The organism is Ruegeria sp. CDSA079 (genome assembly GCF_059612245.1).
In genome coordinates this window covers 244,265-266,201 of sequence record NZ_JBXWQF010000005.1, presented here as the reverse complement: position 1 = coordinate 266,201, position 21,937 = coordinate 244,265, and the positions used below count along the sequence as shown (strand labels likewise).

At 58.8% G+C, this 21,937-nt stretch carries 21 protein-coding genes; 9 read left to right on the top strand and 12 right to left on the bottom strand.

What is annotated here, in order from left to right:
- Positions 1-933 precede the first annotated feature (933 nt).
- Genes AC2FJZ_RS07770 through AC2FJZ_RS07760 form a run of 3 tightly spaced genes read right to left on the bottom strand, consistent with a single transcriptional unit; the run spans position 934 to position 3,940 of the window.
- Positions 934-1,980 (bottom strand): aldo/keto reductase, encoded by a 1,047-nt coding sequence (locus tag AC2FJZ_RS07770; protein WP_496776862.1) that lies wholly within the window; start codon positions 1,978-1,980, stop codon positions 934-936.
- A 30-nt stretch (positions 1,981-2,010) separates the two neighbouring features.
- On the bottom strand, positions 2,011-2,469 hold the full coding sequence (locus AC2FJZ_RS07765; RefSeq protein WP_496776848.1) for a DNA polymerase III subunit chi: 459 nt from the start codon (positions 2,467-2,469) through the stop codon (positions 2,011-2,013).
- Positions 2,470-2,473: 4 nt separating this feature from the next.
- On the bottom strand, positions 2,474-3,940 hold the full coding sequence (locus tag AC2FJZ_RS07760) for a leucyl aminopeptidase (protein WP_496776846.1): 1,467 nt from the start codon (positions 3,938-3,940) through the stop codon (positions 2,474-2,476).
- A gap of 229 nt (positions 3,941-4,169) precedes the next feature.
- Between AC2FJZ_RS07760 and lptG the strand changes: the two genes are divergently transcribed.
- The 5 genes from lptG (at position 4,170) to rsmA (ending at position 10,559) form a co-directional block, all read left to right on the top strand.
- Entirely contained in the window at positions 4,170-5,270 is a 1,101-nt protein-coding gene (gene lptG / locus AC2FJZ_RS07755) for an LPS export ABC transporter permease LptG (protein ID WP_050602561.1), read from the top strand.
- Positions 5,270-7,426 carry an LPS-assembly protein LptD gene (locus AC2FJZ_RS07750; RefSeq protein WP_496776845.1) on the top strand — a complete coding sequence of 719 codons (2,157 nt, stop codon included), beginning with the start codon at positions 5,270-5,272 and terminating at the stop codon, positions 7,424-7,426. The genes lptG and AC2FJZ_RS07750 overlap by 1 nt, the downstream gene beginning before the upstream one ends.
- Positions 7,417-8,670, top strand: coding sequence for a peptidylprolyl isomerase (locus tag AC2FJZ_RS07745; protein WP_496776843.1), 1,254 nt, complete (start codon positions 7,417-7,419; stop codon positions 8,668-8,670). The genes AC2FJZ_RS07750 and AC2FJZ_RS07745 overlap by 10 nt, the downstream gene beginning before the upstream one ends.
- On the top strand, positions 8,667-9,632 hold the full coding sequence (gene pdxA, locus AC2FJZ_RS07740; RefSeq protein WP_496776842.1) for a 4-hydroxythreonine-4-phosphate dehydrogenase PdxA: 966 nt from the start codon (positions 8,667-8,669) through the stop codon (positions 9,630-9,632). Before AC2FJZ_RS07745 ends, pdxA begins: the two co-directional genes overlap by 4 nt.
- A gap of 84 nt (positions 9,633-9,716) precedes the next feature.
- Entirely contained in the window at positions 9,717-10,559 is an 843-nt protein-coding gene (gene rsmA / locus AC2FJZ_RS07735; protein WP_496776840.1) for a 16S rRNA (adenine(1518)-N(6)/adenine(1519)-N(6))-dimethyltransferase RsmA, read from the top strand.
- 52 nt (positions 10,560-10,611) lie between these two features.
- Here the strand turns inward: rsmA and AC2FJZ_RS07730 are convergent, their stop codons facing one another.
- The 3 genes from AC2FJZ_RS07730 to prfA all read right to left on the bottom strand — a co-directional run bounded on the left by AC2FJZ_RS07730 (position 10,612) and on the right by prfA (position 13,329).
- On the bottom strand, positions 10,612-11,190 hold the full coding sequence (locus AC2FJZ_RS07730) for a DUF4167 domain-containing protein (protein WP_496776838.1): 579 nt from the start codon (positions 11,188-11,190) through the stop codon (positions 10,612-10,614).
- A 241-nt stretch (positions 11,191-11,431) separates the two neighbouring features.
- A complete protein-coding gene (gene prmC, locus AC2FJZ_RS07725; protein WP_496776836.1) occupies positions 11,432-12,277 on the bottom strand; it encodes a peptide chain release factor N(5)-glutamine methyltransferase in 846 nt (281 codons plus the stop codon).
- On the bottom strand, positions 12,274-13,329 hold the full coding sequence (prfA, locus tag AC2FJZ_RS07720; protein WP_496776860.1) for a peptide chain release factor 1: 1,056 nt from the start codon (positions 13,327-13,329) through the stop codon (positions 12,274-12,276). The genes prmC and prfA overlap by 4 nt, the downstream gene beginning before the upstream one ends.
- A 62-nt stretch (positions 13,330-13,391) precedes the next feature.
- Between prfA and AC2FJZ_RS07715 the strand changes: the two genes are divergently transcribed.
- Positions 13,392-13,673 (top strand): hypothetical protein, encoded by a 282-nt coding sequence (locus AC2FJZ_RS07715; protein ID WP_050602234.1) that lies wholly within the window; start codon positions 13,392-13,394, stop codon positions 13,671-13,673.
- A gap of 15 nt (positions 13,674-13,688) precedes the next feature.
- On the opposite strand, the gene AC2FJZ_RS07710 is transcribed toward AC2FJZ_RS07715, so the two are convergent.
- The 4 genes from AC2FJZ_RS07710 to AC2FJZ_RS07695 form a co-directional block, all read right to left on the bottom strand.
- Positions 13,689-14,090 (bottom strand): DUF1499 domain-containing protein, encoded by a 402-nt coding sequence (locus tag AC2FJZ_RS07710; protein ID WP_496776834.1) that lies wholly within the window; start codon positions 14,088-14,090, stop codon positions 13,689-13,691.
- A 66-nt stretch (positions 14,091-14,156) separates the two neighbouring features.
- Complete coding sequence (gene speB / locus AC2FJZ_RS07705; RefSeq protein WP_496668912.1) at positions 14,157-15,104, bottom strand: agmatinase; 948 nt, start codon at positions 15,102-15,104, stop codon at positions 14,157-14,159.
- An 88-nt stretch (positions 15,105-15,192) separates the two neighbouring features.
- Complete coding sequence (speB, locus tag AC2FJZ_RS07700; protein WP_496776832.1) at positions 15,193-16,167, bottom strand: agmatinase; 975 nt, start codon at positions 16,165-16,167, stop codon at positions 15,193-15,195.
- A 12-nt stretch (positions 16,168-16,179) separates the two neighbouring features.
- Positions 16,180-17,343, bottom strand: a complete 1,164-nt coding sequence (locus AC2FJZ_RS07695; protein ID WP_496776830.1) for a M20 aminoacylase family protein — start codon at positions 17,341-17,343, stop codon at positions 16,180-16,182.
- Between the two features lie 66 nt (positions 17,344-17,409).
- Between AC2FJZ_RS07695 and mazG the strand changes: the two genes are divergently transcribed.
- The 3 genes from mazG to AC2FJZ_RS07680 all read left to right on the top strand — a co-directional run bounded on the left by mazG (position 17,410) and on the right by AC2FJZ_RS07680 (position 19,715).
- Complete coding sequence (gene mazG, locus AC2FJZ_RS07690) at positions 17,410-18,267, top strand: nucleoside triphosphate pyrophosphohydrolase (protein WP_496776829.1); 858 nt, start codon at positions 17,410-17,412, stop codon at positions 18,265-18,267.
- Positions 18,268-18,330: 63 nt separating this feature from the next.
- Positions 18,331-19,269 (top strand): nucleoside hydrolase, encoded by a 939-nt coding sequence (locus AC2FJZ_RS07685; protein ID WP_496776827.1) that lies wholly within the window; start codon positions 18,331-18,333, stop codon positions 19,267-19,269.
- Entirely contained in the window at positions 19,266-19,715 is a 450-nt protein-coding gene (locus AC2FJZ_RS07680) for a GNAT family N-acetyltransferase (RefSeq protein WP_496776825.1), read from the top strand. The genes AC2FJZ_RS07685 and AC2FJZ_RS07680 overlap by 4 nt, the downstream gene beginning before the upstream one ends.
- A gap of 302 nt (positions 19,716-20,017) precedes the next feature.
- On the opposite strand, the gene AC2FJZ_RS07675 is transcribed toward AC2FJZ_RS07680, so the two are convergent.
- Positions 20,018-20,557 carry a GNAT family N-acetyltransferase gene (locus tag AC2FJZ_RS07675; RefSeq protein ID WP_496776824.1) on the bottom strand — a complete coding sequence of 180 codons (540 nt, stop codon included), beginning with the start codon at positions 20,555-20,557 and terminating at the stop codon, positions 20,018-20,020.
- A 48-nt stretch (positions 20,558-20,605) separates the two neighbouring features.
- Positions 20,606-21,883, bottom strand: a complete 1,278-nt coding sequence (gene eno / locus AC2FJZ_RS07670; RefSeq protein ID WP_496776822.1) for a phosphopyruvate hydratase — start codon at positions 21,881-21,883, stop codon at positions 20,606-20,608.
- Positions 21,884-21,937 lie beyond the last annotated feature (54 nt).

The following is a 21,937-nucleotide window of genomic DNA, read 5'->3' as shown; positions in this document are numbered from 1 at the left end:
TGTGTTAGTAGTTGTTGCCTCAGCTAATCGGGGTGCTCGCAGTGTCTAAAGCGGACCTTCGCCGCGGGTTCAACAAAAACGGCCAGTCAATGCTAAATTCCTGGCAATTTGCGTCAGATGACCGGCAAGATCCCGAAGCAGTTGCTTGTTAAAAACGGGGCAATATAAGGTGACGAAATAAGTGCCCGCGCTGCCTTTTTCTGGGATGATGGACAACGCGGGCCATAGTCTGGTCATGGGACTGCCCAGACTATCTGGGAAGTGCGGTTAGGCACGGGGGCAACCAGGCTGGTATTGACACTGAGTGACGCCACTATTGTCCAAATTCGTAACCGACTACTTGATCGACGCGACCCTGTCTTAAAAGACAGGATGTAAGCTCAAATACTTTTTACACATCCAGCACGCGATAATTTATATTTTTTCGCGCGCAAAAAACCTTGAATTGTTGTAATTTTGATTCAAGTATTCGAATGCGTGGCAAGTTTGAATTACCTCTGTTGCTCTCGCATCTGCCAGATATGTCTGGTTACCTCCTGGCGGCGCGGTGAGTGGCGTTGCCAGGAGGCATTTATTTGCTAAGCGGGTCATTAAATGAGATCTGGTATTGAGTTGGACAATGAAGGCCTGACCCTTTGCGCGTGTAAGTCAGTATGCCCGCATCGCTGTCGTTCACGATATTTGCACGAACGTTTGCACCGAGCGCATAGCGGAAGTGCTCTGTTGAAAAGGTTTGCAAACGCAGCAAAAGCAAATGAGGGCAAGGGGCGGTCAGGGCCGTTTAAATGTCCTGAATAGCAACCGCTTGATAGCGCATTTTTTGCCTTAATGCTGAGTAATGTACGAGAGCGCCAAAGTTTTTGACCAAAACTGACAAGGCGAGGTGTTGCCGAGAAAAAAGTGCGATCAACGGCTTGGCAGCGCCCCCTTCCCTCAGTACGGCATCGGATGCGCCTTGTGGGCTGCATCCAGCTCAGCCAGCACTTCCTTTGACAACGTCAAGTCCGCGCCGGCCAAAACGTGTTCAAGTTGCTCAACCGTGGTCGCACCAAAAATGGACGACATCATGAATGGCCGCGTGCGACACCAAGCCAAAGCCATATGCGTCGGATCCAACCCATGTCGCGCGGCCACTTCCAGATAGGCTGCGACCGCATCAAACACCCGATCAGACTTGCGCCCACCCAATTCAGGTGAAAGCGACATGCGCGAGCCGTCGGGCACCGCCCCACGCTGATACTTGCCTGTCAGCAGCCCTGTGCCCAAAGGCGAGAACGCCATAAGGCCGACATCTTCATGCACACACAGTTCGGCCATGTCCGTGTCAAACAGACGGCAGAGCAGCGAATACTCGTTTTGAACCGACGCCACGCGTGGGGCGCCCGTCTTTTCGGCCAAACGCACCCATTGCGCCGTGCCCCAGGCGCTTTCGTTGGACAAACCAAACGCTCGAATGTTGCCTTTGTCGACCTGTGCCTGCAGCGCCTCCAGACAGTCCTCCATATTCTCCAGAACGTCGTCTGTATTGTGCCCGGACGGAGCAAAGTCCCAGTTCTGACGGAACATGTAACTGCCGCGGTTCGGCCAATGGAACTGATAGAGATCGATGCACTCGGTCTGCAACCGCTTCAGCGACCCTTCAATCGCTTTGGGGACCGTCTTGCCCGTGATCGGCGCGCCATCACGCACATAAGACAACCCCTCGCCGGAATGCTTGGTCGCCAGAATGTAGTCCCCCCGCCGCGCTGCATTGGCCGCGTTCCAGTTGCCCAAAATTTCTTCGGTGCGCCCGATCGTTTCTTTCGAGACCGGGTTCACCGGATACATCTCGGCTGCATCCACAAAGTTGATCCCGGCTTCCAAAGCCATGTCCATCTGTCTGTGCGCATCCGCCTGGGATGTCTGAGTGCCGAAGGTCATCGTCCCAAGGCACAGGTCGCTCACCATAATTCCGGTACGGCCCAAGGGCTTCATCTGCATCATCAACTCTCCTGAAAATGGCGTTGCCCGTCAGGCTTCGGCCTTCTTTTCCCACCGCCCGGATTCTTCCGACCAGTATTGTGCCGCACATCCCGCAGCGGTCAGCGCTTTCCACTGCCCGCGCGCGTGCTGAACGGCCATGTCGTCATTGCCATCGAACAGAATGCACACCCGCTCCAGCGTGGCGACTTCCTCCGCCTCAACCAGCGCGCCGTCCACGATCATCACACAAGTCGCGCCATTGGCAGCGTCAGAGCCAGTGGTCAGCAGTATGGGCTGGTCAGCGTCATGGGGGCCACCGTCGCGACCATGCGGCAGGAACCCGTCTTCGGACCCCAGCCACAGTTTCTCATCCAGCCAGTCCAACCGCGCAGGGTCAGTGCCCCGCACGGCGATCTTCCACCCGGCCTGCCGTGCCTTGTCCAGCAGCACCGGCAAGGTGTGCTCCAGCGGTTGGCGGGTCAGGTGGTAGAAATAGACAGCACCCATCTGCTTACTCGAAATTGTCCTGCACAAACCGGCTCAGCGCGCGCACGCCCCAGCCGGTGGCGCCTTTGGGCGCATAAGATGTCTCGGACGACACCGAGGCCACACCCGCGATGTCCAGGTGAATCCAGGGCGTTTCTTCTTTGACAAAACGCTGCAGGAATTGCGCGGCGGTAATCGAACCCGCAGGCCGACCACCCACGTTCTTCATATCTGCGATGCGCGATTTCAGCATCTTGTCATAAGCATCGCCCAACGGCATCCGCCACGCGCCTTCATCCTCGGCCTTGGCCGATTTCAGGAAAGCATCACAGAACGTATCGTTGTTCGAAAACACGCCCGCGTTCTCATGCCCCAGCCCGATGATGATTGCACCGGTCAGGGTCGCCAGATCGATCATGCCCACGGGCTTGAACCGTTCCTGCGCGTACCACATCACGTCACACAGAACCAAACGACCCTCGGCATCGGTGTTGATGATCTCGACCGTGTCGCCCTTCATCGACTTGACCACATCGCCGGGGCGCGTGGCATTTCCTGATGGCATGTTCTCGACCAACCCAACCAGACCTACGACATTGGCCTTGGCCTTGCGCTTGGCCAGCGCGCGCATGGTACCGGCGACAACACCTGCGCCGCCCATATCCATGGTCATCTCTTCCATGCCGCCCGCAGGTTTCAGCGAGATGCCCCCGGTGTCAAAAACCACACCTTTTCCGACCAGAGCCAGCGGCGCATCGCCGTTCTCTCCGCCTTTCCAGTGCATGACGACCACCTTGGACGGGCTGTCCGAGCCCTGCCCGACACACAGCAATGTACGCATCCCCAACTCGGCCAGTTTGTCCTCGTCCAGAACTTCAACCTCAAGACCCAACTCCTGCATCTCGACCAGACGATCGGCGAAGTCTGTGGTGGTCAAGACATTTGCGGGCTCGTTGGTCAGATCGCGGGTCATCCGCACACCATCCGCGATAGCATAAAGCGGCGCAAATTCCGCCTCAGCCTCGTCAGGTTTCAAATGGCTGATCATGACGGTTCCGGTGCCTTCGCTTTCCTTGCTTTTGTGCACGTCAAAGTCATAACTGCGCAACGCGATGCCCAAAGCCAGCTCTTCGGTGCGCGCCTGATTACCGGCCATCACAAGCACATCCTTGCCGCCCGCACGCTTGGCCAGCGCCGCCCCTGCCTTGCGCGCCTCGTCCGCCTCGGGGCGGCGCGGCAGCACCAGAATGTACAACGTCTCGGCCGCCATCCCGGAAGGCCATGCCAGCGAGATCACGTCACCCGTTTTTACTTTCTCAAAAGACTCACTTTCGACAAGCCGTGCTACCGCACCTTTCGTCAGGCGGTTGGCCCGACGGGCCGCAGGGTTCATCTTACCATCAGATGGAATTATGATGGCCACCTGCCCTTCGGCCTGTGCCATCGCATCCAAGTCAAACTCCTGAAAGCGGATCGGTACCAGACTGCTCATTGCAAACTCCTCAAATTCTGTTCCCCAAGACCTAGCCCGCGCTGCACGACTTGACCAGATAGCAGTTTTCCCCGCCCATCAATTGCATTAAGGTCCCGCAAAAATAACCGGCAGGCTCGGGGGAGAAAGACGTGGCACGAAAGGGCAGGCATACGCCGTTGCGCATGACATTCTGCGTACGCGCTATCGGCCTGATCGCCCGTACTGCAAGCCCAGCGGGGGCGTGCCCGTGATCCTCGACCGCTATTTCGCCCGCCGGTTCATGCAGAGTTTTCTGGTCATTGGCGGCATCTTTCTGACCCTGATGATTCTCATCGATCTGATCGAACAGATTCGCCGGTTTGATGATTACGACCTGTCGTTTGGGCAATTGCTACACCTGACGCTTCTGAACACACCCGCCGCGATCAGCGAAATGCTTCCGCTGTTGGTCATCCTGTCCACCATTGCGCTGTTTGTCGGGCTTGCGCGTACTTCGGAACTGGTGGTGACCCGCGCCATTGGCCGCTCGGGCATCCGCGCACTGGTCGCGCCTGTGCTGCTGGCGCTGGCAATAGGTACGCTGGCCGTCGCCCTGCTGAACCCAATCTCCGCCGCCACTTCGGAAGAGTTCCAGCGGTTGTCCGATTCCTACAAGAACAACGGCAGTTCAGCCTTGTCGATCAGCAGCGAGGGGCTGTGGCTGCGCCAGTCTGCAGAAAACGGCCAGGCCGTGATCCACGCGCGCGGTACTTCAAATGGCGACACGCTGGGACTGGACGATGTGACCGTCATTACCTTTGCCCGCGACGGCAAGCCAACCCAGCAAATCATCGCTGACCGGGCCGAGCTGGAGGATGGCAGGTGGATCCTGTCCAACGCCAAAATCTGGCCTATGCAGGACGGGCAGAATCCCGAAGCCTCTGCGGTCGAACATGAACGCCTGGAACTGCCCACTTCGCTGACTCGTCAGCGCATTCTGGACACGCTGGGGCAGCAGGATTCCGTTTCAGTCTATGACCTGCCCCAACTGATCGCGGACCTGCGCGAGGCAGGTTTTTCAACCAAACAATATGAGGTCTGGCTTCAGGTACAGCTGGCCCGGCCTTTCTTTCTGGTCTCGATGGTGCTGATCGGGGCCGCCTTCACCATGCGCCACGTCCGCTTCGGTGGCACCGGGATAGCTGTTCTGACGGCAGTTCTGCTTGGCTTTTCCATATATTTCGTCCGCAACTTTGCGCAAATCCTTGGGGAAAACGGACAATTGCCCACCTATATCGCTGCCTGGGCACCGCCCTTTGCCGCCATTTTGCTCGCTCTCGGCCTGCTGCTTCATGCGGAGGACGGCTGATGCGGCGTATCGTTCCCCTTTTGCTGAGCAGCGCGCTGGCCTTGTCTGTCCCAGCGATCCTTGTGGCCCAGTCTACGCCGGCCCAGCAGCAAGGCGCGCAAGAGCAAAAAGAACCCGCCCTGCTGGTAGCCGACAAGGTATTCATCACACCAGAACGCAAACTGGTGGCCGAAGGCAATGTCGAGGCTTTTCAAGGTGATATCAAGCTTTCTGCGCAACGCATCATCTATGATCGTGAAACCGGTGAGCTGACGCTGGATGGCCCGATCCGTATCGACCAGGGCGGTCAGACCACCCTGCTGGCGGATTCAGGACAGCTTGACAGCGGTATTCAGAACGGTTTGCTGATCGGCGCGCGGATGGTCTTTGAACAGCAGGTACAGATCGCCTCGGTTCAGGCAAAGCGGGCAGCGGGCCGTTATACGCAGTTCAGCAAAGTTTCGGCCACGTCGTGCCATGTCTGTGCCAATGGTAAACCGCCGCTTTGGCAGATTCGGGCCCGCCGCGTCATCCATGACAAACTGGAGCGACAGCTGTACTTCGAAGGCGCGCAGCTTCGCGTACGGGACTATCCGGTTTTCTACTTTCCTTATCTGCGCCTGCCCGATCCGACCCTGGACCGCGCGACCGGCTTTCTGGTGCCCTCGATCCGAAGCACCTCGCAGTTGGGGACCGGGGTGCAGGTTCCGTATTTCTTCAAGCTTGGGGACCACAAGGACCTGACGCTGACGCCTTACCTTTCGTCCAAGACGACGACGTTGGGGTATAGATATCGTCAAGCCTTTGTGAACGGTCGCATTCAGGTAGAAGGCGCGTATACGCGCGATGACGTTCAGCCAGATCAGGATCGTGGCTACGTTTTCGCCAACGGTTGGTTCAACCTCAAGAATGACTTCCGACTGACGTTCAACCTTCAGACCACCTCGGACGATGCCTATCTGGTAGACTATGGTCTGCCGGATCTGGACCGTCTGCGCAGCGAAGTCGCGTTGGAGAGGATCAAACGTGATACAGCCTTCAAGACAAGCCTGATCCACTACAAGACGCTGCGCGACAGCGAAAACCAGAATGAAATCCCGTCGCGCGTATTTGACCTGAACTACGAAAAAAGGTTCTTTCCCAATACGGTGGGCGGCGAAGTTCGACTGGCCTTTGTCAGCCACGCCCATGAACGGACCAGCGACGCCGATGTCATAGGCCGAGATATTGCCCGCGCCACGTTCGACGCTGAATGGTTGCGCAGCTGGACCTTTGCCTCGGGCTTGCGGGCGGATGCAACACTGGGGGCGTCGGTCGATACGTTCAACGTGCGGCACGACAGCAATTTCCCCTCGCAGATCACCCGATCGACCCCGAGGGCCGCACTGACACTGCGCTATCCCATGACCCGACGCGAACAATCTGGGGCGGTTCAGTTCCTGGAACCGATCGCCCAGATCGGATGGACGCATGTGTCCGACACCAACGTACCAAATGACGAAAGCACCTTTCAGGAATTCGATCAGGGCAACCTGCTGGCCCTGTCCCGTTTTCCGGCCGAAGACCAGCGCGAAAACGGGACGACCGGGGTGATCGGGCTGAACTGGGCCCGTTATGGCGCGGGCGGTTGGCAGGCTCTTGCCACCGTGGGTCAGGTGTTCAGGGCCGACGCCGATCCGAACTTTACGCTGACCTCAGGGCTTCAAGGTACCACGTCGGATCTGCTGGTGGCTGGGCAGATCAGAACCGACAACGGTTGGTCGCTGGGCGGGCGTGGCCTGATCGACAGCGATTTCAGCTTTGTCAAAGCGGAACTTCGCGGCGCCTGGGCGAACGAGGTCGCCGGGCTCTCGGGAAGCTATGTCTGGCAGGAACCGGACCCGGCGGAAAACATCGTCGACGAGATCTCGGAAATCTGGCTTCTGGGCCGGTATCAGGTGGACCGGAACTGGCTGACAAATGCCGAAGCCCGCTATGATCTGGGCCAGTCAGAACCCATCCGTCTGGGGCTGGGCGTGACGTACCGGAACGAATGTGTTCAGGTTAACATGTCCGTAAGTCGACGCTTTACTTCAACATCCACTATTGAGCCTTCGACAGAATTCGGCTTTACCCTGTCTCTGACAGGATACTCCGTCGAAGGCGGTGGCAAGACATACAAGAGAACATGCAGTTGATATCAGGTTTCTCCAGGTTTCTTCGTTCCGGTTGGCTAAAACCGGTCGCGCCGGTACTGGCCGCCGCAGTATTTGCTGTTGCCGGTTCGCAGGCCGGGGCACAAAGCCTGTTTTCCCCGGCGATCCGCGTCAATCAGGACATTGTCACCTGGTACGAGCTGGAACAGCGTCTGCAATTCCTGAATGTTCTGGGCCTGCCCGGTGGCAGCGAAGCAGATGTCCGGGACGCCTTGATCGACGCAAAACTGCGCCAGCAGGTGATGCGCGAAGCCGGGGTCGAGGCAACCTCCGAAGCCGTTCAGTTGGGCATCGACGAGTTTGCGGCGCGTGGGCAGTTGTCTTCGGAGCAATTCCTGTCGCTCTTGGGCGACGCTGGTGTCGATCAGGAAACCGTTCGCGATTATGTGGCGGATCAGCTGGCCTGGCGCGATTACATCAGCTCTCGCTACCTGTCGCAGGCGCGCCCGACCGAAGACGAGATTGACCGCGCCCTGGGACAGTCCGGCGGTGGTGGTTTGCAGGTGCTGTTGTCCGAGATCATCATTCCGGTAAACCAGCAAACCCTTGCACAGACGGAACTTCTGGCTCAGGAAATCTCGAACTTGGAAGGTCAGGATGCGTTTTCAGCCGCTGCGGCACAGTATTCCGCTGCGGCCACACGCGACCAAGGCGGGCGCCTGGATTGGCTGAACATCACCGACCTGCCTCCGGCCCTTCAACCGGTCATTCTGGGCCTGAAGACCAGCCAAATTACCCAACCCATCACGCTTCCCAACGCCGTTGCCCTGTTTCAGATGCGCGGATTGCGCGAGGTTGCGACCTCTGCGGCGCCAATCTCAAAACTGGACTACGCGATCTACTATATTTCCGGCGGGCGCAGTTCTGATGCCTTGTCACAGGCCGCACGTCTCAAGGAAGAGATCGACACCTGCGATGACCTTTATGGTATCGCCAAGGATCAGCCCCCCGAGGTACTGGAACGCATCGACGCTGCCCCGTCCGAAGTCCCTCGCAACGTAGCGGTCGAATTGGCCAAGCTGGACCGTAACGAGGTGTCGACAAACCTGACTCGTAACAACGGCCAGACGCTGATGTTCCTGATGTTGTGCAACCGCACGCGCAATCTGGGTGAAAACACCTCACGCGCGGATGTGGCCAATGCTTTGGCACAGCAGCGCCTTCAGGCGTTTGCCGAAAGCCTGGTGGAACAGCTGCGGGCTGATGCCGTGATCATTCAGGAATGACCCGCCCGATTGCGCTTAGCTGTGGTGAACCGGCCGGGATCGGCCCGGAAATCGCCGCCAAAGCCTGGGCCGAACTGCGTGACACTTGCCCGTTCTTCTATATCGGTGACGCCAGCCACCTGCCTGCCGACACGCCTGTCGCGCAGATTGAACACCCGTCGCAGGCTGTCACCGTCTGTGAGAAGGCGCTGCCCGTCCTGCAACTGGATTTTCCGGCCCCCAACGTGCCCGGTCAGCCCGACCCTGCCAATGCGCCCTCGGTGATCGATGCCATCGAAACGGGTGTCGAGCTGGTAAAATCCGGTGATGCCGCTGCACTGTGCACGGCTCCCATCCACAAAAAGGCCCTGATGGATGGCGCTGGGTTCGGCTATCCCGGCCATACCGAGTTTCTCGCCGCCCTCTCTGGCACCCGCCGGGTTGTCATGATGCTGGCAAGCGACCAGTTGCGCGTCGTGCCTGCCACAATTCATATTGCCTTGTCGCAAGTTCCGGCGGCCCTGACCCCGGACCTTCTGCGTGACACGATCGAGATCACCGCGCGCGGCCTGCGCGACCAGTTCGGCATCGACACCCCGCGCATCGCCATTGCGGGTCTTAACCCCCATGCGGGCGAAGGGGGTAAAATGGGCGCCGAGGAAGGCGATTGGATTGCCTCGCTTATCGCAGAATTGAACTCGGATGGTGCAACCCTTACGGGCCCTCACCCAGCGGACACTCTGTTCCATGCCGCCGCACGCGCCCGCTATGATGCGGCCATCGCGATGTATCACGATCAAGCGCTGATTCCGATCAAAACGCTGGACTTCGACCGGGGTGTGAACGTGACCTTCGGCTTGCCCTTCATTCGCACCTCGCCGGATCATGGCACCGCACTGGATATCGCGGGGAAAGGCATCGCCGCACCCACCAGCCTGATCGAGGCCTTGAAACTCGCCCAACGCATGGCACAAAGCTCTTGATCCTTCACCTGGCTGAAAATATCCCCGCCGGAGGCAAAAAATCTCTGGCGCTGCCCCTGCAGCCTGCGTCACGGTAATCGGATCATGAGCGCAATCGACAAACTCCCCCCTCTGCGCGAGGTTATCGCAACCCATCAGCTCTCGGCGCGCAAGTCACTGGGTCAGAATTTCCTGCTGGACCTCAACCTGACCGCCAAGATCGCCCGTCAGGCCGGGGATCTCACCGAATGTGATGTGCTTGAAATCGGTCCTGGCCCCGGCGGCCTGACCCGGGGACTGTTGTCCGAAGGCGCGCGCAAAGTCGTGGCGGTGGAAAAGGACACACGCTGCATCGCTGCCCTGAACGACATCGCCGCCGCCTATCCCGGACGGCTTGAGGTCATCAACGGCGACGCGCTGGAAATCAATCCACTTGACCACCTGACACCGCCGGTCCGCATCGCGGCCAACCTGCCCTATAACGTGGGCACCGAACTGCTGGTCCGTTGGCTGACCCCACCGGAATGGCCGCCCTTCTGGCAAAGCCTGACGCTGATGTTCCAACGCGAAGTGGCCGAACGCATCGTCGCCCAACCCGGCAGCAAAGCTTTCGGCCGTCTCGCCATCCTTGCCCAATGGCGGGCCGAGGCGCGCATCGCCATGTCATTGCCGCCCGGAGCTTTCACCCCACCGCCCAAGGTTTCAAGCGCCGTGGTTCACCTGACCGCCCTGCCCGAACCCCGATATCCTGCTGACGCAGCCACATTGTCACGGGTCGTCGCTGCCGCTTTCAATCAACGCCGCAAGATGCTGCGTGCCTCATTGAAAAGCGTCGCCCCGGATATCGAAGACCGCCTGCTGGCAGCCGGTATCCAGCCCACGGAACGCGCCGAGCAGGTCCCGCTTGAGGCATTCTGCGCATTGGCACGCGAAGTTCAAAAGACCTGAAAACACAAAAGCCCCGGATCTACCGGGGCTTTTGTTCGAACTGCTTCTTAGATTATTCAGCCGCTTCCGGCGCGTCCCCATCGGTTTTGGGCGCCTCTTCCGCAGCAGGCGCAGGTTTGGGCTTACGCGCCCGTGGTTTGCGCGCAGGTTTTTCTTTTTTCTCAGGCGCCGGGGTCTCGACCCCTTTGCTTTCTGGTGTTTCAACCAAGCCGCTTTCCGGCGCAGCCTCGGGGGGTGCGAAATCCATCACATCCGGCTGCGGCACCTCGGCCGGATCGGCCTGACGGACGGCTTCGCGTTCCTGACGTTCAGCGCGTTCGCGATCACGTTCTGCCTGGCGTTCGCGGTTCTGCCGCTCCTGCTCTTCCCGGCGGGCGTCCATTTCGCGCTGCGCTTCACTCAGCATACGCAGATAATGCTCGGCGTGCTGCTGAAAGTTTTCGGCGGCCACACGGTCATTGGACAGTTGCGCGTCACGGGCCAGCTGGTTGTATTTGTCAATGATCTGCTGCGGCGTGCCACGCACCTTGCCCTCGGGGCCCGAGCTGTCAAAAACACGGTTTACGACGTTGCCGCCGGAAGGACGATTGCGGTTATTCTTGGCCCGCGAGCGGGATTTGGAAGATCTCATCTTTCTTTACGTCAGCCTTATCAATTCGCTGTCGAACCACCCGTGTCTTGCACTGCTCTGAGGCGTTTGCCGTGACGGGATCTCGACTATTTTGGGCTTGGCGTCAGGGGTGCGCTGCAACAGCGTCAACCTCGCCGACTAATCCTGAGTAAACATGTCCTGAGCGCGCAGACAAGAGGAATCTCGGGTTTTCACCAGCTTTTTTAGTCCGGGCAGCGCTTTTTGGTCGCAATCCTGCCGATCAACCCGGCATTTTTGCGCCAACCACGCGGTCGCGCCCGTCCAGATCGGGGATCACACAGACATCTACAAGCCCCGCCGCGTCGAACAAAGCGCCAACCATTTTTGCCTGCGTAGGGCCTATTTCCACAAAAATCCGCCCACCCGGCAACAGAAAGTCCGGGGCCGACGCGGCGATCCGCCGATATGCCCCCAACCCGTCCCCTTCATCGGTCAGAGCCATACGCGGTTCGTGCTCTTTCACCTCTGGTGACAGCTCTGCGATCTCATCCACTGAGATATAGGGTGGATTGGAAACAATAAGATCGAATTGACCCTCAATGTTCTCGAACCAATCCGAGCGTACAATTTCAACCCGCCCCTGTACCTTATGCTCCACCGCATTGGCACTGGCTTGCAAGCAAGCCGCCTCGCTCAGGTCGACCCCAAGGCCCGAGGCGCTGGCGCGTTCGGCCAACAGCGTGATCAGGATGCAACCCGAACCCACGCCAAGGTCCAGAACGTGATCAAACGGAGCACTCAGGGCTGCTTCGATTAGGGTTTCGGTTTCGGGGCGTGGGTCCAGCACATCTCGGCTTACCCGAAATCTGCGCCCATAGAACTCGCGTTCGCCCAGCAAATGTGACACTGGCACCCGAATAGCGCGTAGAGAGATCAACTGGTCATAGCGCTCGGCAATCTCGGGCTGCAACTCTTCTGGCGCGATCAGCGTCACCCGACTGGCCTCTATGCGCGCCGCATGGGCCAGAAGCACGCGCGCATCCCGTGCCGGATCGTCCACGCCAGCCGCCCGCAGACGTGCCGTTGCCGCTACCATGGCCTGTGCCGCTGTTTGCAGACCCGTCATTGCGCCATCTCGGCCAATAGTCGCGCCTGATCGTCAGCGGTCAGCGCGTCGATAACCTCGTCCAGATCGCCCTGCATCACCTGATCCAGCTTATAAAGTGTCAGGTTGATCCGGTGATCGGTCATGCGCCCCTGCGGGAAATTGTAAGTGCGAATACGTTCCGAGCGGTCGCCCGAGCCCACCTGACTGGCCCGGTCCGCCGAGCGTTCGCTGTCGATCCGTTGCCGCTCCAGATCATAGAGCCGCGTCTTCAGCACCTGCATAGCGATCTCGCGGTTGCGATGCTGGGATTTCTCGGAACTCGTGACCACCAACCCAGTGGGAAGGTGCGTAATCCGCACCGCCGAGTCGGTGGTGTTCACGTGCTGCCCACCCGCACCCGAGCTGCGCATGGTGTCGATGCGAATGTCATTTGCGTCGATCTGGATGTCCACATCCTCGGCCTCGGGCAGAACCGCCACTGTCGCAGCCGAAGTATGAATCCGCCCACCGCTTTCGGTCTCCGGTACGCGCTGAACCCGATGCACGCCGGATTCGTATTTCATCCGGGCGAAGACATTATCGCCTTTGATATGGGCCACGACCTCTTTGATCCCGCCCAGATCCGATGCCTGTTCCTCGATGATTTCAATCTTCCAACCCCGCGCCTCGGCATAGCGCTGATACATGCGTAGCAGATCGCCTGCGAACAAAGCGGCCTCATCCCCTCCGGTTCCGGGGCGGATTTCCAGCATCGCCGGGCGCGCATCTGCCGCGTCTTTTGGCAACAAGGCTAGTTGCAGCGCGTGTTCCGCCACAGGAATGCCGGCCTGCAGCTGAGGGATTTCTTCCTCGGCCAGCTCTTTCATGTCCGGGTCAGCCAGCATCGCCTCGGCCTCGGCCAGATCAGCGACTAGCTGACGCCAGGCCATGATCTGATCAACCACCGGTTTGAGGTCGGAATATTCCTTGGCCAGCGTCGCAATATCGCCCCCCGACGCGCCATCGGCCATGGCTGCTTCGAGGTATTGAAAACGCTGGGTGATCTGTTCAAGACGTTCTTCGGGGATCATCCCGGCGGTGTCTATCATCCGGGGGCTTTGGTCAAGGGCAACGTCATGCTAAGCTTGCCGTCATGAAACGGATTTTGCTTGTTATGCTACTGACATCCACGCCGGTTTTCGCCGATTACATCGGCCCAGACGGCAAGACCCGCGATTGCTATTGCACCGACACATCCGGGTCGCGCATCGAACTGGGCGAAATGATTTGCCTGCAGGTCGATGGCCGCATGTTCACCGCGCAATGTCAGATGTCCCTGAACGTGCCCATGTGGCGCGAAGTTCAGGAAGGGTGCCTGTCATCGGGGTTGCAGAGTAAACCTGTCGGTGACGCCGTTCAGGACGAGGCGTCTTAAACCTCAGAGGACCGGTCACATCTGCTCCAACCACTCATCTACCCGCGCCTTGTTGACCCCGAAATCCTTGCGACCGAACCGCAAACGACTGTTGATACGCAGGGTGTTTCCGTCCTGTTGAACCGTGGTGTAGTCGGGAAAGCCGATCCACTTTGTGCGAGTGATATAGGTGATCATGCCCGCGTCCACGGACCCAGCCAGAATCGAAGTGCGCGGCGTGGCACGGATGATCTGGTCAAGCCTGTGCAATCCGTCCGGACCGGTTTCGACAACCCGCACCACGCCCCCCGGCAGGTCCTGATCCACCGGTGTGACGGGCGCAACGTTCCATTGGGCGGGGTCCGATGGGGCGAGCCGGATATATGCGCCCAGCCCGATCACAAGCGTGAACACTGCCCAAAGAACCATCTTTTTCATCCCGCATTATCCTCTTGGAGAAACACTATGCGGATCAAACGCCGGGACAAGTTGCTCCGAACCGGATTACCGCGACGTCACCCCCGGCAGGATGCACAGCATCTCATAGATCAGGTTCGCCGCCGTCAGCGCCGTGTTGCCCGAAGGATCATAGGGCGGCGAGACCTCGACCAGGTCACAGCCCACCACATTCACACCCTGCAACGCTTGGATCAGTTGCAGCGCTTGTGGTGTCGTTAGCCCGGCAATCTCTGGCGTGCCGGTGCCCGGTGCAAATGCCGGATCCAGGCTGTCGATATCGTAAGTGATATAGACTGGATGCTCGCCGATCGTCTTGCGGATCTGCGACCCGATCTGGGTCAGGTTCTGCTGCCACAATTCCCAGACCGGGAACTGGCGGAATCCCCAATCCTTGGCCTCGGTAAAATCCGAGGCCGCATAACCCGAGCCGCGAATGCCGATCTGAAAGGTCTTGTCGGGAACGATCAGCCCCTCTTCGTATGCACGGCGAAAGACGGTGCCGTGGGTTTCCCTTTCACCAAACATCTCGTCATTCACATCCGCATGGGCATCCACATGCACCAGGGCCACCGGCCCGTGCTTTGCCGCAATGGCCCGCAGGATCGGCAAGGTGATCGAATGATCACCCCCCATTGCCACCGGAATCACATTCTTTGCCAGAATCGCATCGTAGCTTTCCTTGATGATCCTCAGACTGTCGGTCAGCGAGAAGGTGTTGATCGCAAGATCCCCAATATCGGCGATCTGCAAACTATCGAACGGGGCTGCTGACGTGGCCATGTTATAAGGTCGGATCATCGCGCTTTCACTGCGGATCTGTTTCGGGCCAAACCGTGTGCCCGACCGCCATGAGGTGCCGATATCCATCGGAATCCCAAGTACCGCCACGTCCAGCCCCGCCAACGACGCGGCCTGCGGGAGGCGCATAAATGTGTTCGGCCCCGAAAATCGCGCCAGATCATTGCCGCTGATCGGTTGATTGAATTCAGTCATGCGCGTGCCGCCCCATCCATTTAAATTACCTCTTCCAGCACATACCGGAGGTGTGGCTAACCAGAAGTTAACGTGTGCCCCAACCGATTTACTTTTTTGTCTTTGCCAGCTTATCCCATCCCAGCAAACAGATGATCTGTGTCGCGACATGGGCCCCGGCAATCGCCGTCGCGCCCGAGGTGTCGAAGGGCGGAGAGACCTCGACCACGTCTCCGCCTTTGATATTGATCCCGGCAATGTCGCGCAGGATAATCTGCGCCTGAATCGAACTCAGCCCGCCCCAGACCGGCGTGCCTGTGCCGGGCGCAAAGGCCGGGTCCAGCCCGTCGATGTCAAAGCTCAGGTAAACGGGGTTGTCGCCCAGAATACTCTTGATCTTCTTTGCAACTGCGGCGGGGCCGGATTCACAGACCTCGCGCGCGTCGATGATGTTGACGCCCAGCGTGTCCTCATTGTGGGTGCGAATGCCGACCTGGACAGAGCGTTTCGGGTCCACAATCCCCGATTTCACCGCCTTGTAGAACATCGTCCCGTGATCGACACGGGACATGTCATCATCGGCCCAAGTGTCTGTATGCGCATCAAATTGCAGCAGTGACATGGGACCGTATTTTTCCGCATAGGCCTTCAGGATCGGGAAGCTGATATAGTGGTCGCCGCCCAGAGTGACCGAGGCCACATCGGCCGCCAGAATAGTACGGATATGATCGGTCAACGTATCGGGAAAGGCCGGGATATTGGCATAGTCATAGGCCATATCGCCGTAATCCACGATCGCCAGTTCGCTCAGCGGATCATAAGGCCATCCATAGGGCGCGTCAGGCGATTGCAGCGCGCTGGCTTCGCGGATCGCACGCGGGCCTAGCCGGGTGCCGGGACGGTTGGTGACGGCCTGATCAAAGGGCACACCCGTCACCGCAATATCCACGCCACTTAGGTCTTTGGTGTATAGCCGCCGCAGGAACGAGGTCGCCCCGCCAAAAGTGTTCTCATAAGACAACCCCTTCAGGTCCGGGTTGGTGAACGCCTCATCCACTTGGTTTTTTGCGTCTTCCAATGCCATTTCTTTACCCCATCAGCCCAACGGCTGCGCCTTTTCCACGATCCGCGCGAAGAACGAGGCCCCCACCGGCGCGATATCGTCGTTGAAGTTGTATTTCGGATGATGCAGCCCTGCGCCTTCGCCCTGCCCCAGGAACAGATACGCCCCTGGTCGCGCCTGCAGCATGTATGAAAAATCCTCGGCCCCCATGTCGCGCCCCATAGTGTCGACCACGCGGTCGGGTCCGGACACTTCGCGCGCGACATCGGCGGCAAAAGCGGTTTTTTCAACATCATTGATCGTGGCCGGATAACCTACCTGATAATCCAGCCGCGCCTCTACCCCGTATGACGTCGCCTGCCCCTGAACGATCTGCGCCATCCGTTCCATCACCATCTTCTGAACAGATGGGTCAAAGGTGCGCACAGTGCCGTTCAAATAAGCAGTGTCCGGGATCACGTTGTTAACCGTTCCCGCGTGGATCTGTGTGACCGAGACGACCAGATCATCCACGGCATAGTGGTTTCGGCTGACAATTGTCTGGATCGCCTGTGCAATGCCGCAGGCTGCCATAACGGGATCCTTGGTCTGATGGGGCATCGCCCCGTGCCCCCCGACACCCTGTATATGAATCTCGAACGAATCCACCGCCGCCATGATCGGGCCCGGCGTGGTATAGAAGGCGCCTTCCGGATTTCCCGGATCGTTGTGTATTCCATAGACCTGAGAAATATCGAACCGGTCCATGATCCCCTCTTCAACCATCACGCCCGCGCCGCCACCTTCTTCCTCGGCAGGCTGAAAGATCAGCGCCACGCGACCCGCGAAGTTTCGCGTTTCGGCCAGATAGCGCGCCGCACCCAGCAGCATCGTGGTGTGACCGTCATGACCGCACGCGTGCATCTTGCCCGGATTTGTCGAGGCATATTCGACACCCGTTTCTTCCGATATCGGCAAGGCATCCATGTCGGCACGCAGGCCGATGGTCGGCCCATCCCCCTGCCCGTTGATGATCGCAATCATTCCGGTCTTGGCGATGCCTTCATGCAGCTCATCCACCCCGAATTCGAGCAGACGCTCGGCAACGAATGCGGCTGTCTCATAGCACTCGAACTCCAGTTCAGGGATCGTGTGCAAGTGCTGGCGCCACTTGGCCATATCGGCTGAAAAATCGGCAATTCGGTTGACGACGGGCATCTGGGGTGGACTCCTGATCCTGACTGCGGAATGGATGCATCTGACACCGGAACGAAAGGGTTCGCAATGGCCGAAAATCCTCTGATCCATGACAGCGACGCCGGGATCGAGCGCCTGCTGGAAATCATGCGCCGCCTGCGCGACCCGCAAACCGGCTGCCCTTGGGATGTCGAACAGGATTTCGCCACCATAGCCCCCTACACCATCGAAGAGGCGTATGAGGTCGCCGATGCGATCGAACGCAAGGCCTATGATGAGTTGAAGGGGGAACTGGGCGACCTGCTGTTCCAATCCGTCTTTCACGCGCAAATGGCAGAAGAAGCAGGGCATTTCACCTTTCAGGACGTGGTCCGTACCATGTCGGACAAGATGGTCAGCCGTCATCCCCACGTATTTGGCGACGAATCCCGCGATAAATCAGCCGATCAGCAGACCAGAGACTGGGAAGCGATCAAGGCCGCCGAGCGCGCAGGCAAGGAACAGAAAGGCGCGCTGGACGGTGTCGCGGCGAACCTTCCTGCCCTGCTGCGCGCGCACAAACTTCAAAAACGAGCCGCCCGCGTGGGCTTTGACTGGCCCGATGCCAGCCATGTGCTGGCCAAGATCACCGAAGAAGCGGCTGAACTGGAGGAAGCGCGGGACAAGATGGACGCCGACGCGCTTGAGGACGAATTCGGTGATCTGCTGTTTGTGATGGTCAACCTGGGTCGCCATCTGGGCATCGAGCCCGAAGCCGCCCTGCGCCGCACCAATGCCAAGTTCACCCGCCGCTTTGAACTGGTCGAGGCCCGGCTGGCCGATCGGGGCAAAACCCCTGCACAAAGCGATCTTGTTGAGATGGATGCGCTCTGGGATGAGGTTAAAACCGAGGAGCATCGCGCCAACGGCAAACTCCCGCCGGTGGATGCCGCGGCCGATCTGTAAATCGGCTAGACAAGTGGCGCGACACTTGCGAGTGTCCGACCCTTACGCCGCCCGGAGAAGACCATGCCCCGCAAAATCATTATTGACACCGATCCCGGACAGGACGACGCCGTCGCCATCCTGTTGGCACTGGCCAGCCCGGATGAGATCGAGGTTCTGGGCATCACGGCTGTCGCCGGGAATGTACCGCTGTCACTGACCGCCAAGAACGCGCGCATCGTCTGCGAACTGGCAGGCCGGACCGATATTCCGGTCTTTGCGGGCTGCGACCGCCCGCTGATCCGCAGTCTGGTCACAGCGGAACATGTGCATGGAAAGACCGGGCTGGATGGACCGGACCTGCCCGACCCGCAGATGTCACTGACTGACGGGCACGCGGTGGACTTTATCATTCAAACCCTGCGCGCCGAGGCTCCGGGCACCGTGACCCTTTGCCCGTTGGGGCCGCTGACCAATATCGCCATGGCGTTCCGCAAGGCCCCTGACATCGTCGATCGGGTGCAGGAAATCGTATTGATGGGTGGTGCTTATTTCGAAGTGGGCAACATCACCCCCACAGCCGAATTCAACATCCACGTCGACCCCGAAGCTGCTGATATCGTTTTCAGATCCGGCAGGCCCATCGTGGTCATGCCGCTGGATGTCACACACAAGGCGCTTGTTACCAAACCCCGCAACGATGCGTTCCGTGCGTTGGGAAACAGGGTCGGCATCGCAGCGGCGGAAATGACCGACTTCTTTGAACGCTTCGACAAGGAAAAATACGGCAGCGCTGGTGCCCCCCTGCATGACCCCTGCGTGACCGCTTACCTGATCCGGCCTGAGTTGTTCTCGGGCCGTCACGTGAATGTCGAGGTTGAGACCCTGTCGGAATTGACCATGGGCATGACCGTAGCCGATTGGTGGGGCGTCACCAACCGCGCACCTAACGCGCTGTTTATCGGCGATCTCGACGCGGACGGTTTCTTTGCCCTACTGACAGAAAGGCTGGCCCGACTATGAGCGCCGCTCTGCGCCTTGCGCGCCCCGAAGATCTTGACCGCCTGATGGCACTGGTCACTGCGTTTCATGTCGAAGCGCGGATAGAACAGGACGCAGATAAGACCAGAAACGCGCTGGTCCCTTTGCTGGAAGGCATCCCTCACGGCTGCGTCTATCTGATCGGACCGGGACGAGCGCCGTTGGGCTATATCATCCTGACCTTCGGCTGGTCGGTCGAATTTGGCGGCATGGACGGCTTCGTGGACGAAATCTATATCCGTCCCGCCGTTCGCGGCCGCGGCATCGCGACCGAGGTTTTGCTGGATCTACCCAAGGCTCTGGCTGGAGCTGGATTGACGGCACTTCACCTGGAAGTCGACCGCACCAATGAGGCCGCTCAGAAATTGTACCTGCGTACCGGGTTCAGGCCCCGAGACAAGTACATGCTGATGAGCAAGGTGCTTTAACGCGACTCGCCCCGGAAAATATTGGCCGGGTTCATGTCCTGAACCGGATCATTCGTCGATACTTCCTCCCCTGTAAGTGGATAGGTGCCCGGGCCCGCACATGCGGACAGAACTGTAATGGACGCTGCGGTGATTATCAGAAGGAATTTTGATACAGACATCGTAGTCCCCTTTCTGCGATGAAATGAGACTACGGCATTCAGTGTGAGCCCTGTTAGTAACAAGTTCACACATAATTTACTTAAAGTACGTTTTTTGTGATCCAGTCAAAGTGATTAGGGACAATAAATCATTGATTAAATTCAATTATTAATATTTTTTGTTTTATTGACTTTCGTAAGAGACATCTCAAAAAAAAGCAGGTGGTCCCGTGCGATTTCTGGAATCTCAGAGTATGCACCGCGCAGTTGAAACCCCAAAGACAGGTATAACCGAGTCGCAGCTTCCAGCGGTTTTCCGGTATCCATTCGGATATGGTCAAAGCCAAGATCCCTGCAGGTTTCGATCAGCGACAGCATAATTGCACGGCCCGCGCCAGTGCCTCTTGCTGCATCCGTCACAAACACCCGCTTTATCTCGGCCACGCCCGGCGCGATTGTGTGAAACATGCCGCAACCAATCGGTTCGTCACCCACAACAGCCAACTTGATCCCACCGCTTGGTGGCGCGTGATCCACCTCGATGGCGTCCATCAAACGGGCGTATTTTTCCCTTGGATAAAAGGTCTGAACGATCTGAACAGATTGCTCATCCAGGGTCAGCAGGAAATCCCTGTAATCCCAACACAAACGCCGAACCGCGTTCAGCTGGTCCGGCGTTTCTGGTTCGATGATGTTTAGCAAGATGTGACCCCCAGATTGTGTCCGAGTGTCAGCCTAGCACCAGATGCTTTATTTGCGAAGGATCGACGCGCCCGCATATTCCGCGACCTCGCCCAGCGATTCCTCGATACGGATCAGCTGGTTGTATTTGGCCAAGCGGTCCGACCGCGCCAGCGATCCGGTTTTGATCTGGCCACAATTCGTCGCCACAGCCAGATCGGCGATGGTGGCATCTTCGGTTTCGCCCGAGCGGTGGGACATTACGTTGGTGTAACGCGAGCGGTGCGCCATGTCGACGGCTCGCAGGGTTTCCGTCAGCGAACCAATCTGGTTTACCTTGACCAGCATCGAGTTGGCACAGCCGCGTTCGATCCCTTCGGCCAGACGCGCGGGGTTGGTGACAAACAGGTCGTCCCCCACCAGCTGCACCTTGTCCCCGATGGCGTCGGTCAAGGCTTTCCAACCGTCCCAGTCATCTTCAGACATGCCGTCCTCGATCGAGATAATCGGATAGTCCTTGACCAGCGCTGCCAGATAGGCGGCGTTTTCTTCCGAGGTCAGGGTCGTGCCCTCACCCGCCAAAACGTACTTACCGTCTTTGAAATATTCGGTCGCCGCGCAATCCAGAGCCAGGTGGATTTCCTCACCCGGTTTGTACCCTGCCTTTTCGATGGACTTCAGGATGAAATCCAGCGCTTCACGCGTGCTGGCGATGTTGGGGGCGAAACCACCCTCATCCCCTACACCAGTGGCCAAACCGGCTGCCGACAGTTCCTTCTTGAGTGTATGGAACACTTCGGACCCCATGCGCACGGCCTCGCGGATATTCGCGGCCGAGGTCGGCATGATCATGAATTCCTGAATGTCGATCGGATTGTCGGCATGCTCGCCCCCGTTGATGATGTTCATCATCGGAACCGGCAGAACGCGGGCCGAGGTGCCGCCGACATAGCGATACAGCGGCTGCGTGGTGAAATCCGCCGCCGCCTTGGCCGTCGCCAGCGAAACACCCAGAATGGCATTTGCACCCAGACGGCCCTTGTTCTCGGTTCCGTCCAGCTCGATCATCGCCTGATCGATGGCCACCTGCTCGGTCGCGTCAAAGCCAACCAGTTCTTCGGCGATCTCGCCGTTCACGGCTGCAACGGCTTCCAGAACGCCCTTGCCCATGTAACGCGCCTTGTCGCCGTCACGCTTTTCAACGGCCTCATGCGCGCCTGTGGATGCGCCCGACGGAACCGCCGCGCGGCCCATGGTGCCGTCTTCCAGAATCACGTCGACTTCGACCGTCGGGTTGCCCCGGCTGTCCAGAATTTCGCGTGCGTGGATGTCGATAATGGTGCTCATGAGGCCCGTTCCTATGGCTGCAGTCGGTTGCACGCGTCATAGCAGCAACCACCC

Coding starts and splice junctions, on each gene's coding strand:
- AC2FJZ_RS07770 (WP_496776862.1), bottom strand. CDS start 1,980: ATGCAGATGAAGCCCTTGGGCCGTACCGGAATTATGGTGAGCGACCTG.
- AC2FJZ_RS07765 (WP_496776848.1), bottom strand. CDS start 2,469: ATGGGTGCTGTCTATTTCTACCACCTGACCCGCCAACCGCTGGAGCAC.
- AC2FJZ_RS07760 (WP_496776846.1), bottom strand. CDS start 3,940: ATGAGCAGTCTGGTACCGATCCGCTTTCAGGAGTTTGACTTGGATGCG.
- AC2FJZ_RS07750 (WP_496776845.1), top strand. CDS start 5,270: ATGCGGCGTATCGTTCCCCTTTTGCTGAGCAGCGCGCTGGCCTTGTCT.
- AC2FJZ_RS07745 (WP_496776843.1), top strand. CDS start 7,417: ATGCAGTTGATATCAGGTTTCTCCAGGTTTCTTCGTTCCGGTTGGCTA.
- pdxA (WP_496776842.1), top strand. CDS start 8,667: ATGACCCGCCCGATTGCGCTTAGCTGTGGTGAACCGGCCGGGATCGGC.
- rsmA (WP_496776840.1), top strand. CDS start 9,717: ATGAGCGCAATCGACAAACTCCCCCCTCTGCGCGAGGTTATCGCAACC.
- AC2FJZ_RS07730 (WP_496776838.1), bottom strand. CDS start 11,190: ATGAGATCTTCCAAATCCCGCTCGCGGGCCAAGAATAACCGCAATCGT.
- prmC (WP_496776836.1), bottom strand. CDS start 12,277: ATGACGGGTCTGCAAACAGCGGCACAGGCCATGGTAGCGGCAACGGCA.
- prfA (WP_496776860.1), bottom strand. CDS start 13,329: ATGATCCCCGAAGAACGTCTTGAACAGATCACCCAGCGTTTTCAATAC.
- AC2FJZ_RS07715 (WP_050602234.1), top strand. CDS start 13,392: ATGAAACGGATTTTGCTTGTTATGCTACTGACATCCACGCCGGTTTTC.
- AC2FJZ_RS07710 (WP_496776834.1), bottom strand. CDS start 14,090: ATGAAAAAGATGGTTCTTTGGGCAGTGTTCACGCTTGTGATCGGGCTG.
- speB (WP_496668912.1), bottom strand. CDS start 15,104: ATGACTGAATTCAATCAACCGATCAGCGGCAATGATCTGGCGCGATTT.
- speB (WP_496776832.1), bottom strand. CDS start 16,167: ATGGCATTGGAAGACGCAAAAAACCAAGTGGATGAGGCGTTCACCAAC.
- AC2FJZ_RS07695 (WP_496776830.1), bottom strand. CDS start 17,343: ATGCCCGTCGTCAACCGAATTGCCGATTTTTCAGCCGATATGGCCAAG.
- mazG (WP_496776829.1), top strand. CDS start 17,410: ATGGCCGAAAATCCTCTGATCCATGACAGCGACGCCGGGATCGAGCGC.
- AC2FJZ_RS07685 (WP_496776827.1), top strand. CDS start 18,331: ATGCCCCGCAAAATCATTATTGACACCGATCCCGGACAGGACGACGCC.
- AC2FJZ_RS07680 (WP_496776825.1), top strand. CDS start 19,266: ATGAGCGCCGCTCTGCGCCTTGCGCGCCCCGAAGATCTTGACCGCCTG.
- eno (WP_496776822.1), bottom strand. CDS start 21,883: ATGAGCACCATTATCGACATCCACGCACGCGAAATTCTGGACAGCCGG.